13 protein-coding genes are annotated in these 13,387 nt (G+C 52.7%); 5 read left to right on the top strand and 8 right to left on the bottom strand.

Annotation, left to right across the window (positions count from 1 at the left end; translation table 11 throughout):
- The first annotated feature begins 31 nt into the window (after positions 1 to 31).
- Positions 32 to 1,522: a tryptophan halogenase family protein gene (locus ABNT34_RS17140; RefSeq protein ID WP_348733803.1), complete on the top strand. Its 1,491-nt coding sequence runs from the start codon at positions 32 to 34 to the stop codon at positions 1,520 to 1,522.
- Positions 1,522 to 2,277 carry a DUF6445 family protein gene (locus tag ABNT34_RS17145; protein ID WP_348733805.1) on the top strand — a complete coding sequence of 252 codons (756 nt, stop codon included), beginning with the start codon at positions 1,522 to 1,524 and terminating at the stop codon, positions 2,275 to 2,277. Before ABNT34_RS17140 ends, ABNT34_RS17145 begins: the two co-directional genes overlap by 1 nt.
- 162 nt (positions 2,278 to 2,439) lie before the next feature.
- Here the strand turns inward: ABNT34_RS17145 and ABNT34_RS17150 are convergent, their stop codons facing one another.
- Positions 2,440 to 3,231, bottom strand: coding sequence for an alpha/beta hydrolase (locus tag ABNT34_RS17150; protein WP_348733807.1), 792 nt, complete (start codon positions 3,229 to 3,231; stop codon positions 2,440 to 2,442).
- A 163-nt stretch (positions 3,232 to 3,394) separates the two neighbouring features.
- Between ABNT34_RS17150 and ABNT34_RS17155 the strand changes: the two genes are divergently transcribed.
- Entirely contained in the window at positions 3,395 to 4,270 is an 876-nt protein-coding gene (locus ABNT34_RS17155) for an AraC family transcriptional regulator (protein ID WP_348733809.1), read from the top strand.
- A 3-nt stretch (positions 4,271 to 4,273) separates the two neighbouring features.
- Here ABNT34_RS17155 and ABNT34_RS17160 read toward each other — a convergent pair whose 3' ends face one another.
- Positions 4,274 to 5,650, bottom strand: coding sequence for a pitrilysin family protein (locus ABNT34_RS17160; RefSeq protein WP_348733811.1), 1,377 nt, complete (start codon positions 5,648 to 5,650; stop codon positions 4,274 to 4,276).
- A complete protein-coding gene (locus ABNT34_RS17165; RefSeq protein WP_348733813.1) occupies positions 5,647 to 7,194 on the bottom strand; it encodes a pitrilysin family protein in 1,548 nt (515 codons plus the stop codon). Before ABNT34_RS17165 ends, ABNT34_RS17160 begins: the two co-directional genes overlap by 4 nt.
- A gap of 268 nt (positions 7,195 to 7,462) precedes the next feature.
- On the opposite strand from ABNT34_RS17165, the gene ABNT34_RS17170 reads away from it, so the two are divergent.
- Positions 7,463 to 8,452, top strand: coding sequence for an aldose epimerase family protein (locus tag ABNT34_RS17170; protein WP_348733814.1), 990 nt, complete (start codon positions 7,463 to 7,465; stop codon positions 8,450 to 8,452).
- Positions 8,453 to 8,467: 15 nt separating this feature from the next.
- On the opposite strand, the gene ABNT34_RS17175 is transcribed toward ABNT34_RS17170, so the two are convergent.
- Positions 8,468 to 8,866, bottom strand: coding sequence for a VOC family protein (locus ABNT34_RS17175; protein WP_348733816.1), 399 nt, complete (start codon positions 8,864 to 8,866; stop codon positions 8,468 to 8,470).
- A gap of 227 nt (positions 8,867 to 9,093) precedes the next feature.
- Between ABNT34_RS17175 and ABNT34_RS17180 the strand changes: the two genes are divergently transcribed.
- Positions 9,094 to 9,348: a hypothetical protein gene (locus ABNT34_RS17180; protein WP_348733818.1), complete on the top strand. Its 255-nt coding sequence runs from the start codon at positions 9,094 to 9,096 to the stop codon at positions 9,346 to 9,348.
- Between the two features lie 23 nt (positions 9,349 to 9,371).
- Here ABNT34_RS17180 and ABNT34_RS17185 read toward each other — a convergent pair whose 3' ends face one another.
- The 4 genes from ABNT34_RS17185 to ABNT34_RS17200 form a co-directional block, all read right to left on the bottom strand.
- The gene (locus ABNT34_RS17185; RefSeq protein ID WP_348733819.1) at positions 9,372 to 10,340 is read right to left on the bottom strand and encodes an alpha/beta hydrolase; all 969 of its coding nucleotides are present in this window, start codon (positions 10,338 to 10,340) and stop codon (positions 9,372 to 9,374) included.
- Positions 10,341 to 10,375: 35 nt separating this feature from the next.
- Entirely contained in the window at positions 10,376 to 11,533 is a 1,158-nt protein-coding gene (locus ABNT34_RS17190) for a glycoside hydrolase family 43 protein (protein ID WP_348733821.1), read from the bottom strand.
- A gap of 175 nt (positions 11,534 to 11,708) precedes the next feature.
- Complete coding sequence (locus ABNT34_RS17195; RefSeq protein ID WP_348733823.1) at positions 11,709 to 12,299, bottom strand: hypothetical protein; 591 nt, start codon at positions 12,297 to 12,299, stop codon at positions 11,709 to 11,711.
- 297 nt (positions 12,300 to 12,596) lie between these two features.
- Entirely contained in the window at positions 12,597 to 13,346 is a 750-nt protein-coding gene (locus tag ABNT34_RS17200; RefSeq protein ID WP_348733825.1) for a hypothetical protein, read from the bottom strand.
- Between the last annotated feature and the right edge of the window lie 41 nt (positions 13,347 to 13,387).

The following is a 13,387-nucleotide window of genomic DNA, read 5'->3' on the forward strand; positions in this document are numbered from 1 at the left end:
TGCTAAAAAAGAAGTCACAACAGGAGCGACCATGTCCATCTCAGGTGCAGTGAAAAAAGTAGTGATAGCCGGCGGCGGCACTGCCGGCTGGGTGGCAGCAGCGGCCTTGTCAAAACGGCTGCAGGGCCTGGTCGAGGTGGTGCTGGTTGAATCTGAGGAAATTGGCACTGTCGGCGTCGGCGAATCGACCATTCCGCCTGTGACTTTGTTTCATAATCTGCTCGGCATTGATGAACAAGAGTTTATGCGCGCTACCGATGCCACCTTTAAACTCGGCATTTCGTTTGAACACTGGGGCCAGCTGGGGGATAAGTATATTCACCCCTTTGGCACCACCGGCAAAGGCAGTTTTCTCGCTGATTTTCAGCATTATTACCTGCATGGCCTGAGACAGGGCATCGACGCGCCTTTTGGCGATTATTGCCTGGAATTGCAGGCCGCCCGCGCGCATAAATTTGCCAAAACAGAACAAGGCCTGCTTAGTTACGCTTATCACCTCGACGCCGGCCGTTATGCGCGGTTTTTACGCCAATTCAGTGAAAAACTGGGTTGTACGCGCATCGAAGGCAAAATCAGTCAGGTGACGCAGCACACCAATGGCGATATCCGCAGTTTGGTGCTGGACGATGGCCGGGAAGTGGCTGGCGATTTATTTATCGACTGCACCGGCTTTCGTGCGCTGCTGATTGAACAAACACTCAAGGCCGGTTTTGAACGCTGGGACCACTGGTTACCGTGCAACAAAGCCGTGGTGGTACAAACCCAAAGCGCCGTCACTTTACCGCCTTACACCCGCGCTATTGCGCATGACGCCGGCTGGCAGTGGAAGATCCCGTTGCAACACCGGGTTGGCAATGGGCTGGTGTATGCGGCGGATTATATGTCCGATGAAGTGGCCCGCCAGCGTTTGCTCGATGGTCTGGAAACGCCGGCTTTGATGGAGCCGCGGGTCATTAGTTATCAGACCGGCCGGCGTAAACAGGTCTGGCTGAAAAACTGCGTGGCGATGGGGTTGTCGAGTGGTTTTATTGAGCCGCTGGAATCAACCAGCATTTATCTGTTTATGAATAGTGTGGTGCGTTTACTGCGGCTGTTTCCGTTTGCCGGTGTCACGCCGGCGCTGGCTGCTGAGTATAACCAGCAGTCGCTGCGCGAAATTGAAAAGATCCGCGATTTTATTATCCTGCATTACCATCAGACCGAACGGCGCGACAGCCCGTTTTGGGATTATTGCCGGACTATGTCTATTCCCGACAGTCTGGCGCAGCGCATTGAACTGTTCCGCGACAGCGCGCTGGCGTTTCAGACCGGCGATGAGATGTTCCGGCTCGAGTCCTGGACTCATGTGTTAATGGGCCAGCGTCTGCAACCGCAAAGTTATCATCAACTGGTGCAACAAATTTCGCCGGCGGATTTAAGCCGCCATCTGCAGCAGATCCGCCAGACCATCAATATGGCGGTGGAGCGGCTGCCGTCGCATCGCGAGTTTATTGCGCAGTACTGCGCTTCCGGGTTGCAATAATGCTGCTGCGCGAGGACAGTTTCGACGCACCGGGTTTACAACTGCATCCGGCGTTGCAGCTCAGCGCCTTACGTTTTGGTGCGGAACGCACGCCGGTGCTTATCGCCGACCAGTTTGTCGCCGCACCGCAGCAGCTCGTCGACGCCGCCAGTCGTTGTCAGTTTGTCGCCAATTCACCATTTTATCCCGGTGTACGGGCCGAGGCTCCGCCAGCGTACCGGCAGTTATTGCTTGGGCCTTTGGCGCAAACCCTGATTGAGTTTTTTCAGCTGCCGGCGAGCCAGCTGCGCTTGTCGGTCTGTCATTTTTCGCTGATCACCACACCGCCAGAGCAGTTAAAGCTGTTACAGCGCATTCCGCATTTTGATACCACCACCGAGCATGCGTTGGCGGCGGTACATTATCTGTTTGCGCCAACACAAGACGCCCTGGCGCAACACAGTGCCAGCGGTACGGCCTTTTACCGCCACCGCAAAACTGGTTTTGAACGTATCACGCCAGAGCGGGAACTGGCTTATTACCGCGCCCTGGAAAGTGAAAATGACGGCCCAAACTTACCCAAAGCCGACGCCGGTTATATGCAGGGCAGTACCGTATTGTTTGAACAAATCGGCGCTGTGCATGGCCGTTTTAACCGCATCGTGTTTTATCCACGCCATTTGTTGCACAACGGCATCATCACACCAGACACCTTATTGTCGCCAGACCCCAGACAGGGCCGGCTGACTATTTCCAGTTTTATTGATTGCGTTTGAGGCTGAGATTATTTGGTACTGCTCGTGACGTCCAAAGTGTGACGTCGAACATGTGATGTCCAACGTGTGACGTCCAACGTGTGACACTTGCGCGCACCTGCACTCAGGACAACAGAGGCAGGTCGCGGCAAGTCGCGCGTCACTTTACAGAAAGTGTCTGGCTTATTTGCTGGTTGCTGTGGCGGCTTCCACAATCAACGCGGCCACTTGTTTTGGATTTGATGTCATGACCACATGCGACGCATCTTTGATCTCAACAATCTTTTTCGCACCGGCCCGTTTTGCCATAAATTGCATCGCTGCCGCCGGGATGTTTTTATCGGCGGTGCCATAAATCGCGTAGTTCGGGATTTGAGACCAGACCGGCCGGCCAGAGGCTTCATGTAACGCGGCTTCCGTCACCGGGCGCTGGGTGGCTGCCATCAGGGCTGCGTCTTTGGCTGATACGTCTGCGGCAAATTGTTGATGGAACTTATCCTGCTGAATATACAAATCTTTATTACCGTTTTTTAGTAGCACTGGCGCGGCAAGTGTCGGGCCTAAAGTGCCGCCCGGGTAACGGCCGGACAATTCAGCAATATTTTCGCCTTCCTGCGGTGCAAAAGCGGCGACATAGACCAATGCCTGCACTTTGCCGGTCTCTGCGCTGACGTTGCTAATCACAGCGCCGCCATAAGAATGACCCACTAACAACACAGGTCCAGTGGTGTTGGCGACCACATCCGACAGATAAGCCGCGTCAGCTTTGACACTGCGTAACGGGTTAGCCAGCGCAACGACCGGGTAACCCTGGTCCTGCAACTCGGCGACCACGCCATTCCAACTGGAGGATTCGGCAAAAGCGCCGTGGACTAATACCACAGTCGGTTTTGCTGCGGCGAAGGCAGCGCCGGCAAAAGTAAGCGCTAAAGTAGCGAGGGCGGTGCGGATAAAACTGTTGTTGCGACTTGTCATGAGCTGTTCCTTCTATCAAAAGTTGATGGTCTGTTTGTGATTAAAGCCAAGAGGTCGTTGTTACTGTTGCCGCTTCTGTTGTGTTCAGCGGATGTGGTTATAGTAGGCGGTGGGCCTTTCTTATTGGCTGCAAATAATCTAATTTATGCAACAGATCGTCTAAATGATGGAGTTGATGATGGACCGTTTGTCGACCTTGCTGGCGCAATTTGGCATGCATGCCAGCACCGTATTTGCCGCGCCGATGCCGGCGGAGCTGTTTATTACCGCCTCGGAACGGACCGCAAGACTGCATCTGTTACGGCATGGCGAGCTTTGGTTTCAGCTTGGACAGCAACAAATGGTCCGGATCTCGGAGCCGAGTTTATTGTTGCTGCCAAGGCCGGCAACACACCGGCTGACAGCGCTGGCCGGCGCGCAACCGGAACTGGTTTCAGCCACGCTGAGATTTGACGGCGGGCTGGATAATCCGCTGACTTTGGCTTTGCCGGATTATGTACTGATCCCGCTGCGGGATATCCCGATGCTGCACAGCAATCTGGATTGGTTATTTGCCGAGGCTTTTGCTGCGCACTGTGGAAAAAATGCGGTGTTAAACCGCTTGTTCGAGCTGACGATGATCCAATTGCTGCGTCATATGATGGCAAGCAATACACTTGCGACCGGGATGATGGCTGGTCTGGCTGACTTGCGCCTGGCCAAAGCAGTGACTTTGATGCATGACCAGCCGTCGCGCGCCTGGACTATTGCCGAGCTGGCCGCTGCAGCCAGTATGTCGCGTGCGACTTTCGCGGCACGCTTTCATAAAGTGGTCGGGATCACGCCCGCCGAATATCTGGCCAGCTGGCGGGTCAGCCTGACGCAAAAACTATTGCGCGAAGGCCGGCCCATTGCGTTGATCGCCGATGAAGTCGGCTATGAAAGCCCATCTGCGCTGGCCCGCACTTTCCGGCGCAAAACCGGCAACAGCCCACGCGAATGGTTGCAGATGCAAATAAATGGGGTAGTGCCGCCAGATTTGGCGTCTGGCGGCACCTAGGGGTTACAACTTATACAAGGCTTTCAGTGCCGGATCTGCCGCCAGCTGCGCTTTGGCGGCGGCATCGCCGACAATCACCAGCGTCATCTGTTCGACATTCAGGTACTTCCTCGCCAAATCGGACAACTGCTGTGGCGTGATGGCGTTGATATTCTGCACATAGTTTTCCAGATAACTCATTGGCAGGCCGTGAATTTTCAGGTTCCACAGCTGGTTGATAATGGCGCCGCGGCTGGAGTTTTGCAGAATATAAATACCGCCTTTGTACGTTTTAAAGTTATTCAGCTCCTGCTCGGACGGTGGTGTGCTTTGTAGCAGGCGGATCTCTTTGATGATTTCGCTTAAGGCTGCAGCGGTGGATTCTGCCGTCACATCAGCCTGTTCAAACCAGACCGCGGCTTTGATCCGGCTGCTGACCGAACTGCCCGGCGAGTAGGTATAGCCTTTGTCTTCGCGGATATTGCGGGTGATCCGGCTACCAAACGAGCCACCAATCACGGTATTGAGTAAATCCAGCCCGACATAATCGGCGTGCGACGGGTCGATCACAGGTAACCCAAGGCGAATCGTGGATTGCACCGCTTTGTCGCGTGGGATAAATACCAGGCCCGGTTTGGCGCTGCTGTTGACCGTGGTCAGCAGCCGGCCTTTGCCTGCGGCCATGGTGGCGAACGCGGCACGTACGGCTTTTTCGGCGGCGGCTTCGTCAAATTGGCCGGAGATAAACAAATGACTGCGGCTGGCGACTAAATGGTTTTGCACAAACTGCTGGCAGTCGGCCAAAGTCAGCGCTTCAACTTTAGCGGCGTCAGCAAAGATTTTACCGTACGGATGACCGGCAAACAGATGCTGATAAAACGCTTCGGCGGCCTGACTTTGCGCCTGCGATTTGTCGACTTTAAGCTCGCGGACAAAATTAGTCACCAGCCGGGTTTTGTCGGCGTCGGTGAAATTAGGATTAATCACCACATCAGCCAGCAAGCCGGCAGCGTCACCGACAAACTCAGACAACACGTCGATTTCGACAAAGCTGCTGTTTACATCGACTGACGTATTGAGCTGGCCGCCCATCAGCGCCGCTTGCTGGGCTATGGTTTTGGCGTCGCGGTTTTTGCTGCCTTCGAGCAACAGCTGATAACTCAAATCGGACACGGCGTCTTTGTCAGCGTCATCGACATTACCGGTTTCGGTTAAAAGCCGCAGCGTCACTTTAGGGGTGTTGCCGTACTGGACAAAAGTAACGCTGAGGCCATTGTCCAGCGTGATGGTGCGCTGCGCCGTTAAGCTAAAAGCTTTGGGCGCGCCGCCGGCTGGCGGTGTTTCTTTGGCCAGCAGCGGCGTGCACAGCAGTGCCGTCAATAACATAATCATCGCTTTCATGGCTGGGTTCCTTCTTTGCCGGTAGCCGGGTTTGTTGCCGGAGTAGGGGCCGCATCAGCCGGGGCTTCGCCCGGACGCAGCGTCAGGATAGTTCTGTTGCCGGGACGCAGGTATTCCTGCACTGTGGCTTTGATGACTTCTGGCGTGACTGCTTTAAAGTTGGCTTCTAACTCGTTGATACGAGATGGGTTATTGTCGAATAACGCAAAACTTGCCATTAAATCCAGTTTGCCGAAGCCATAAAATTCGTCGATGTTGTCATACAGGCTGGAGCGCAGTTTGACCAGCGCCCGGTCAATGTCGGCCTGCGCAATAGGTTGTTCCTGCAACTTGCCAATCACGCTGTCCACTGCCGCGACCAGCTGATCTGTGCTGTGTTGCTCGTCGTGGGTAAAAGAACTCATCCACAGCATCGGGCCGTTGTAATTAAACATATTGCCAAGCAGATAGTTGATGCCGCCGCCGACCGAGCCGGTCACCTGACGGTTTTTCACCAGTTCCTGATACAGCAGGCTGTCGCTGCCTTGCACTAATAACTGGTCGATAATGCCCATGGCGTAATATTCCGGTGTATTGCGCGGCGGCATTTTGTAGGCAAAAGCAAAAGCCGGTTTCGGCGCCAGCTTGTCGTATTTTACAAAACGTTTTTCCTGCTCCTGTCTGAGTTCAGTCAGTACGGGCGCTTCAGGCAAGGTGGAGGCCGGAATAGCCGCAAAGTATTTTTTCACCATCGCCAGTGTGGCTTCAGCCTCTACGTCACCAACCACCACGACCACGGCGTTATTCGGCGCATAATAAGTTTTGAAAAAAGCAGCGACATCGTCCAGCGTGGCGGCGTCGAGATGGGCTAAATCGCCATAGAAGTTGTGCGCGTTGTACCAGTTGTCAAAGGCGTATTGCGGCATGTCGAGCCAGGGGAAACCGCCGTAAGGCTGGTTCAGCACGTTCACTTTGACTTCGTTTTTCACCACGCCCTGCTGGTTGGTCAGGTTGTCCTGCGTGATGGCGAGGCCTTTCATCCGGTCGGCTTCGGCCCACAGCATGGTTTCTACTTTATGCGCCGGCACAATCTCAAAATAGTTGGTGAAATCAAAGCGGGTCGAGCCGTTTAATACACCGCCGTTGCTTTGCACCAGATTAACAAATTCCATCTTGCCGAGATTGGCAGAGCCCTGAAACATCATATGTTCAAACAAATGGGCAAAGCCGGTGCGGTTTTTCGGTTCATTGCGAAAACCGATGTTGTAATAAACACCGATCACAGCCAAAGGCGCGGTTTTGTCCGGTGAAATCACCACTTTCAGGCCATTTTCCAGCGTGTGGTAGTGCACTGGTACATTAAAGCTGACCGGGCTTGTGCTGCCGGCGGCTTGCTGCGCCAGCTGGCTGGCGACAGCTTCGAGGGGTTTGGTGTCGGCGGTGGCGGCAGCGGAGCTGCTGTCGGCTGGCTTGGGTCCGCACCCGGCCAGCAGCACGACCAGAGCTATGCTGCTCAATCGGCTGAATATTGGGTTTAACTTTTGGCTTAACTTTCGGCTTAACATGCAAAAGTCCTTGTTATTGTGGTTGGAGATCAGGCTGCGGGCCCACTGCAAAAGGGCGCAACATCCAGGCTTGTCGCCTTTCCACTAAACCATGCGGCTGGTGGTTTTTCAAGCAGGCTGTTAACAGCAGGTAACATTGATTTGTAAGAAAATGCCACAACCAAATTCCGTAAGCAGATCAATAACAAAAGTCATTCAAATGCGGCAGTGCCCGCGCTAGTTTTAAATTTTGCTGCAACTAAGACCGACAGATGAACGAGAGCGACCGATGAAGCAGTATCTGCTGCGTAATGAGCATGGCGACGAATTGACCATTCTGAGTAAAGGCGCGACTCTGGCGCGCTGGACCTGTCTGCTGGATGGTGCAGTACGGGATTTGATTCTGTATTATCCGCACAGCAGCGATCATCTGACCGACAGTGGTTATCTGGGTGCTGTGGTTGGTCCTTATGCCAATCGCATCGCCAACAGCAGCTTTAGCCTGAATTCCACACCAAACCTGGCTCCAGATGGGCATGGGGCAATGGCGCCACGGGTGCAATTAGAAGCAAATGAAGGCCCGCATCATCTGCACGGTGGCCAGGTTGGGTTGCACAATCTGCTGTGGCAGGCGCAGCCACAGGGGCACGATAAGTTAGTGCTGGTGACTGAAGTGCCGGACGGACAAGGCGGTTATCCGGGGCCGATGATGTTCCGGCTGACCTATCAACTCAGCGCGCCGGCGCCGGGAGTATCTGAGTTGTCGGTGCTGATGGAGGCAAGTAGCAGTCAGGCCACTTTGATTGGTCCGACTTTGCATCCGTATTTTAATTTGTCCGGCGACAGCGCTGCAGTGGATACTCATCTGCTGCAGCTGGCCGCTGCACATTACACTGTGGTGGATGGTGCCGGCATTCCAACCGGCGAGCTGCGTAAAGTGCAGGACAGCGTTTTTGATTTTCGTCAGAGCCGGCCACTGGGCCAAACGGTGCTTGATCATAATTTTGTCGTGCATGGCGACCTGCAACAAAACGCTGCCCGCTTAACCAGCCCGGACGGCCGGCTGATGCTTGAGGTTTGTTCGGATTATCCGGGCTTGCAGGTTTACAGCGGCGAGCATCTGCCACCGCCGTTCCGGCCCCGCCAGGGCATTTGTTTAGAACCGCAGTTTTTCCCGGATTCGCCAAACCAAAAAGGCTTTCCGTTTCATTTCACCCGACCGGGCCAGCCTTTTGTGGCGAAAATCCGCTATCTGCTGCGCCGCGAAGAGCAGCGCTGAGCAGATTTGACAACATCAGGCATGAAACATCCAGCGCACGCCAAAAGCGTCATTGAGCGCACCGTATAAACCAAACGGTTGTTGGCTTAAAGGATCTGTCACAGTTGCTCCTTGGCTCAGCTGCTGAAACAGCCGCGTGGTTTCATCCGCGCTGCCGCCGCTGACATACAAACACATCAGATTGCCCGGTTGTGGCTGCTCTGTCGGATGCAGCCAGTCCGACGCGGCAATATCCAGCAAAGGGGATATCAGCCGGGCATGTACCACGCGCGAATGTAATGCTGGCGCAAATGCCTGCTGCATCGGCGAATCTCCGACGGTGGTCAGCTGTAATTCACCGCCAAACACTTGCTGGTAAAAGGCAAAAGCTGCGGCGCAGTTGCCGTCAAATAACAGGTAAGTGGAGATTTGCATATTGGCTCCAGAAGTTTCCACGCCGGTTTCTGACTATGACGCTCAATCAGCGGGGCGGCAATTGCGATTTTTCGCCAGGTTGCAAGTGCAGCATATCGATATTGACCCATAGTGGTACTGTGCGTCGGGTTGCAGTCGGTCATTCAACAGCCAGCATGGCATGCTATGTTGATACAGTGCCAGGCTAAGCCTTTTCCAACATTGGCCACAATCGGGAGGGAAACCTAGTGAGAATCCAATATCAGTTTGAGCTGGCAACGGGCCTCTGTACGCTGGAGCTTAACGTGATGGTGCGCGATAACCAGTTTCATGTGACCACAGGCGTTTACACTTCGCCGGTGGGGGTTGGCGAACATATCGAAGCGGCGGTTCTCGATTTTTTGCAGAAGTTTAAACAAAGCTGCGGCCTGGATTGGGTCAATGGCAGTGTCTTTCAAAATTTGCCATTGCCAGCTGCCGCAGATACTGCAATAACCAAATGAGTTGTAGCGCCGGCTACCAGCTTCTACTGCCGTGTCTCTGCAGGCTTTAACATGCCGTGCATCGTCAGCCAGCGTGTGAAGGCGTCAAACCATCCGGAGCTACTGGTAGTTTTCGGGTACATGCCAAAGCCGTGGCCGCCTTGTTCGTAAAAATGAAATTCCACCGGCTTTTTCGCCTGGTGCCAGCTTTTTATCAGACCAAATTTGCCCTGCGCAAAAAACGGGTCGTCTGCCGCCAGCGCGACAAACAATGGTGGCGCATCTGCCGGCACGGCCACGGCATCGAGCGGGCCATAGATATTGGCAATAAAAGCCGGTTTGGCCTCTTTGCCGACCAAAGTGGTCGCCATTGTCAGCATAGCGCCAGCCGAGAAACCAATCATGCCAATGCGCTTGGGGTCTATCTGCCATTCGCCGGCGCGGCTGCGCACCAGCGCAAAAGCGGCGCGGGCATCTTCCAGCTGCGGCGCGAGCTCAGTGGCCATTGTGGCTGGATTGGGCCGTGGTGGCCGGCGCGCAGCACCTGAAAATAGTTCTGCCATCGATTGCTGAAAACCGGCCATATCAGCAGGGGTTTGGTTCAGGCGGTATTTCAGCACAAAAGCGGCAATACCTTGTTTGGCCAGCGCATTGGCCACATCCCAGCCTTCGTTGTCCATCGACAAGGTGCGAAAACCGCCGCCAGGCGCCACTATCACCGCCGCGCCACTGGCTGTTTTTGGATCTGGCAGCACAGGCGTCAGCGTCGCGACTGTGACATTGCGGGCAAAGCGGCTGCCATATTGCTGATGCCAGGATTCTTGCGCCTTAGCGCCGGGCAGGGCGGGCGTGCCCAGTTCAATCGCCTGCGGCTGTGCCGGTGTAGCGATCGGCGTCATCTGGTCATCGGCGGCGGTGGCCTGAAAAGCACAGAAGCAGAGCGCGACTAATGTCTGGCTGAGGCCATGTGGCCAGTGCCGGCGGGCAGTGCTGCGCTTATTTGGGGTGTTCATCGGTTCCTTCTCCTTGGTGGTTGTAATGTCTGTGGCTAGGGTTTGCGGCTGCGGATGATGGGCCTGATAGAACCATCCGGATTAAAAAACACCTGGTCGAGCGCGACGGAGCGGCGGTAATTGCCACCGCCCGGTAAGTCGGCATTGTGATAGGCGAGGTAGGTCTGGCCGTTAAAATCAAACAGTGCCGGATGGATAGTGGTGGTGCCGGGCAGCGGGTCCATAATAATGCCGCGATACTGCCAGGGGCCGCTGGCAGACGTGCTGGTGGCATAAGCCAGACTTTCCGGAAAACCGGCGGCGTAGACCAGGTAATAGACGCCGTTGTGTTTGGACAGATGCGGGCCTTCTTCGAAGTTCGGTAACCTGTCGACTTTATGGATGTGCACGGCGCTACTGTCGCGGTTTTGCATGCGGCCTTTGGCATCCAGCTGGTATTTTTCGCCTTTCAGGTGGACCAAATCAGCTTCCAGTTCAGCCCACCATAACTGCTGATTGCCCCAATACAGATAAGCACGGCCGTCATCGTCGATAAACACCGCCGGGTCGATATTGCGCCAGCTGTGGTTTTTATCTTTGGCGGTATCTTCGAGCAAAATCAACGGCATACCACGAGGGTCAGTAAAAGGCCCAAAAGGGCTGTCGCCCACCGCCACGCCAATCGAAAAGCCAAAAGCACCACCAGTCTGACCGCCTTCCACCGCAGCATAAAAATAGAATTTGCTGTTGCCGCTCTGGTCTTTGCGCGCAATCACATGATGGGCATACGCATTGCCGGTTTTGGCATCACCACGCGCCCAGGCAAAATCGGAGTAGCGCAACACAGCACCATGGTTTTGCCATGTCTGAAGGTCCCGGCTACTCCAGAGCCGGTAGTCATACATGCGGTAGTCTTTACCTTGTGCAGTCTGTTCGTCGTGAGTGGTGTAAAGGTACAAAGTACCGTCATGCACCAGCGCCGCCGGGTCTGCGGTATAAATCAGCGGGCCTTGTTGGCTTGTTGGATCTTTGCTGTCGGATTTAATAATGGGGTTGTTGAACTGGGTTGGTGCTGTTTCCGGGGCTGATTGGCTGACCTTTGATGCGGCGGATTCTGCTGCATCAGCAGCACCATAAGCGGTATTAAGCAGCACAGCGCCAAGCAACATCATCGGCGCGAATCGCGGTTTAACCGCACAAAAAGAGGACAACATCAACATCACCACAAACCCTGGCAGATAACAAAAAGTGCTTGTTAGTGTGTTGAAAATTCAGCCAAAACGGAACGGCAAGGCCGTTATGAAACTGGGTAAGTGGATTACCTTATTTGACCGCAGGCAGACGTTTACAATCTTAAAGTCTGACTGCGCCATTTGTAATACTTGTGCGTTATAGATCTTTTGGTGCATTCATTTTTTTTTGCCGCTCTTCCTCTTTTTTTATTTTTGCTGCAATGTTTGCAGTTTGTAGATCTAAGGATTTTGTTATTGATTGCGATGAATATGTTATGGATACATAAAAATCTTGATTATCTAGGAAGGTTATCTTGGTGTCGCCATCATAAAAATAATATTCATAGACTGCAAATTTCATAGGGACACTTCCACCTTCTGGAGTGCCATATTTATTTTTTAACGCTGCCAGCAGGCCATAACTTTTTTCATCCTTTTCGTATGAAACGTTTATTTCATACAGTTTGTTTTTCGTGAATTTTAAATCCGCCCACTTTACCTTCCCAAACTGGTCAAATTTGTTAAATGATCTGATCTCAATTTTTTCCACGATGCCAGCATATTCGCCGCCGAACGCATCGCCTTGCGTGATGCCTGATGCGCCAGCATTGTTTAAAATCGACAAAGCTTGCGTCTTTGTAAGTACACCTAGATCAAACCCTAAGTACTCTCCTGCTAAGAGAGCATTAGAGAAAAGTAGAGGTGCAATGAAGGTTGAAAGTTTTATTGTGATTTTCATTCTTGGCATTGAAATTTCCTTTTATAGTATTTTTGATGTGTGTTTTATAATTTTATTAAGACTTAAGGGTGATTAAGTCCGGTTTTTTTCTTAATTAGCTTTAATTGTTCATATTTTGGTTATTTCTAAGTTCTAAAAAATTAATTTATTAAAAGACCAGGCGGCATCGACATTAAACCCACCCTGGCATACAAGCAGCCAGCAGGTAAATGTTGACCACCCGGTCTACTTTATTGTGTAAACAGCGTCTTACTTATAACCAAACTGGTTAATGGTCGTAATCCATATGTTGGCAATATTCTAATGCTACGGTATTACTCGCCGTTCACTGCGGTTTCGAAAAAGTGGTATGAAGATACCAGCAAGCAAAATACTCAGTGAGCCAGGCGTTGGTATGGAAGATGGTGGGTTTACAATCGGCGCATCTCTTACCAATGCCACGCCAACATTACTATTTTTTGAGGTCAGTTTGAATTTGTGGACGTTGTCTGCCAAAAACATCGCGCGCCCTGAATATTGATTTGTGGCATTCTGAGACATCACAAATGTCATATCGCCGATCACTGACGCAGATCTGAACCAGCCATCGTTGTTTGAATCATCGCCAAACATAACCCAACTTTCTGCGGCTGGATCATTTTGCGAGTAGCAATACGTCGAGGTTACATTCGCGCATCGTAATAGTTCTGTAAAACCGAACAAACTAACAAAATGATCTGCCGGGCTATCTTCCTCTGGTGTCCATGCAATTTCGGAAATCAGGCTACAGGTCTCACAGATATCCCAACTGGACTTTGGTAATCCGAAACGAAATGTGCCGAATAGATCTGTTAACTGACGACTATTGGCGAGCCGCCAACCGTCGGCCGAGAATGCCGCGAGTGCGGACTGGATACTCATACCTTTGGTGATATTCCAACTTAACCATTCTAATTTACCGTCGCTGACTACGGTGCTGGAGCTGTCTCGGCTATAACCGTAATGCTCGATAACCGAAGCTTGTGTAACTTGACTTGATAAAAGTAAACCTAACGAGATTATAAATTTCTTATGCATTCCCTCAGCCTCCAAGCCGCGTTGAAATATTTTTTTGAAAT

It is taken from the genome of Rheinheimera texasensis, assembly GCF_964031785.1.
Lineage (GTDB): Bacteria > Pseudomonadota > Gammaproteobacteria > Enterobacterales > Alteromonadaceae > Pararheinheimera > Pararheinheimera texasensis_A.

Coding starts and splice junctions, on each gene's coding strand:
- ABNT34_RS17140 (WP_348733803.1), top strand. CDS start 32: ATGTCCATCTCAGGTGCAGTGAAAAAAGTAGTGATAGCCGGCGGCGGC.
- ABNT34_RS17145 (WP_348733805.1), top strand. CDS start 1,522: ATGCTGCTGCGCGAGGACAGTTTCGACGCACCGGGTTTACAACTGCAT.
- ABNT34_RS17150 (WP_348733807.1), bottom strand. CDS start 3,231: ATGACAAGTCGCAACAACAGTTTTATCCGCACCGCCCTCGCTACTTTA.
- ABNT34_RS17155 (WP_348733809.1), top strand. CDS start 3,395: ATGATGGAGTTGATGATGGACCGTTTGTCGACCTTGCTGGCGCAATTT.
- ABNT34_RS17160 (WP_348733811.1), bottom strand. CDS start 5,650: ATGAAAGCGATGATTATGTTATTGACGGCACTGCTGTGCACGCCGCTG.
- ABNT34_RS17165 (WP_348733813.1), bottom strand. CDS start 7,194: ATGTTAAGCCGAAAGTTAAGCCAAAAGTTAAACCCAATATTCAGCCGA.
- ABNT34_RS17170 (WP_348733814.1), top strand. CDS start 7,463: ATGAAGCAGTATCTGCTGCGTAATGAGCATGGCGACGAATTGACCATT.
- ABNT34_RS17175 (WP_348733816.1), bottom strand. CDS start 8,866: ATGCAAATCTCCACTTACCTGTTATTTGACGGCAACTGCGCCGCAGCT.
- ABNT34_RS17185 (WP_348733819.1), bottom strand. CDS start 10,340: ATGAACACCCCAAATAAGCGCAGCACTGCCCGCCGGCACTGGCCACAT.
- ABNT34_RS17190 (WP_348733821.1), bottom strand. CDS start 11,533: ATGTTGTCCTCTTTTTGTGCGGTTAAACCGCGATTCGCGCCGATGATG.
- ABNT34_RS17195 (WP_348733823.1), bottom strand. CDS start 12,299: ATGCCAAGAATGAAAATCACAATAAAACTTTCAACCTTCATTGCACCT.
- ABNT34_RS17200 (WP_348733825.1), bottom strand. CDS start 13,346: ATGCATAAGAAATTTATAATCTCGTTAGGTTTACTTTTATCAAGTCAA.